Here is a 1,923-nt window from a genome sequence, read left to right as displayed (position 1 = left end):
GTGCTGGGCGCCCCCGAGGATTCTACAAGGGTTTGTGGGGGGCGGCTGAGGTGTTGTTAAGGGGCAGGCCCCCGGCCGACCCGCTGCAGGACCCCACATTCTTCGCCGACCCCTATCCGACCTACGCCCGCCTGCGAGACACGGCACCGGTACACAAGGTGCCCACGGGCTCGGGAGGAGGCCGCCACAGCTACCTGGTCACGGGCTACGCCGAGGCCCGGGCGGCCTTCACAGACCCCCGCCTCTCGAAGGACACCCAGAGGTTCTTCGCCGGTCGGCCGTCGCAACGCGATCTCCATCCGGCCGTCTCCCGAAACATGCTCGCCACCGACCCCCCGGAGCACGCCCGGCTACGGGCTCTGGTGACGAAGGCGTTCACCACCGGGGCGGTGGCGCGGCTGCGCCCCTACATCTCCGGCCTGGTCGACGAGTTGCTCGACGCCTGGCCGGACCACGGCACGGTGGACCTGGTCGCCGACCTCGCGGTACCGCTCCCCGTCACGGTCATCTGCGAGCTGCTCGGGGTGCCCGAGCCCGACCGCGCGTCCGTACGCACCTGGTCGAGCGACCTGTTCGCGGCCGGAGACCCCCGGCGGATCGACGCCGCCTCCCACGCCGTCGGCGACTACATGACCGCCCTCGTCGCCGCCAAGCGCACCGCACCCGGCGACAGCCTGCTCGACGACCTCATCGCCGTACGAGACGGCCAGGACCGCCTGTCCGAGGACGAACTCGTGTCACTCGCCGTACTCCTGCTGGTGGCCGGCCACGAGACGACCACCAACTTCATCGGCAACGCGGCCCTGGCCCTCCTACGGCACCCGAAGCCGCTAGCGCGCCTGAGGGCAGAGCCGCAGCTCCTCGGTAGCGCGCTGGACGAGCTGCTGCGCTTCGACTCGCCCGTAGGGATCGCCACGTTCCGTTACAGCACCGAGGCGCTCACGCTCGGCGGGACCGAGATCCCCGAAGGCGTGCCGGTCCTCATCGCACCCGGCGCCGCCAACCGCGACCCCGACCGGTTCCCCGAGCCCGACGGCCTGGACCTCACCCGATCCGCCGCCGGCCACCTGGCCTTCGGTCACGGCATCCACCGCTGCCTGGGAGCCCCCCTGGCCCGGGCCGAAGCCGAACTCGCCCTCCACGCCGTCATCAGCCGCTACCCCCACGCCCGCCTGGCGACCCCCGCGGAAAACCTTCCCTGGCGCCACACCCGCCTCACCCGGGGCCTGGCGTCCCTGCCCATCACCTTCTGAACGCGTTTCAAGTGAGTCTCAAGGAGGGGGACGACGCAACGCCGGAACCCCGTCCAGCCGTACTGACACACAGGTACGGGAAGAGCCTGTCCGGCCATGCCCCGGACCGGGACATGGCCGGACAGGCCGACGGATGGATGCGGGTACGGACCACATGGATGCAAGCCACGAGGACATAGAGGAGTTCGCGCTCCTGCTGACGCGCCTGAAGGAGCGCACGGACCGCAGCTACGCGGCGCTGGCCCGCCGTCTGGACATGAACGCCTCCACGCTGTACCGCTACTGCGCCGGGGAGGCGGTCCCCCTCGACTTCAACACGGTCAAGCGCTTCGCCGCGCTCTGCGCTGCCTCCCCCGCGGAGCACGTGGAGTTGCACCGCCGGTGGATCCTGGCAGTCGCCGCACGGCAACGACCACGCCGAACCGCAGCCCGGCAGACACGGGCACAGGCGCGAGGACGGACGCCCCACGCCACGCTGAAGACCGCGGGGCCGAAGTCCCACGACCCCACGAGCACCGCGGCATCGGTCGCCCCCGCGAGCCACAGCGACCCACCGAACAAGGCACCCGAGGCAGACGAGGCACCAGAGGCACCCGAGCCGACCGCTCCGACCGCCCCGACCGCTCCGACCGCCCCGAGCCCTCCACCGGCCCCGCCGACCGCCCCGCCC

General features: G+C 71.9%; 2 protein-coding genes. Both read left to right on the top strand.

The genetic code is table 11. The annotated features are described in order from the left end of the window. Positions 1–53 precede the first annotated feature (53 nt). Positions 54–1,253, top strand: a complete 1,200-nt coding sequence (locus tag P1P70_RS44080; protein ID WP_319248047.1) for a cytochrome P450 — start codon at positions 54–56, stop codon at positions 1,251–1,253. 154 nt (positions 1,254–1,407) lie between these two features. Continuing rightward, a partial coding sequence (locus tag P1P70_RS44075; protein WP_319248045.1) for a helix-turn-helix transcriptional regulator occupies positions 1,408–1,923 on the top strand: 516 nt, incomplete at its 3' end.

Origin of the sequence: Streptomyces sp. MB09-02B, assembly GCF_033794485.1 — a bacterium.
Taxonomy (GTDB): domain Bacteria; phylum Actinomycetota; class Actinomycetes; order Streptomycetales; family Streptomycetaceae; genus Streptomyces.
The sequence above is the reverse complement of the archived record's forward strand: the minus strand, read 5'-3'. Positions and strand labels throughout refer to the sequence as shown.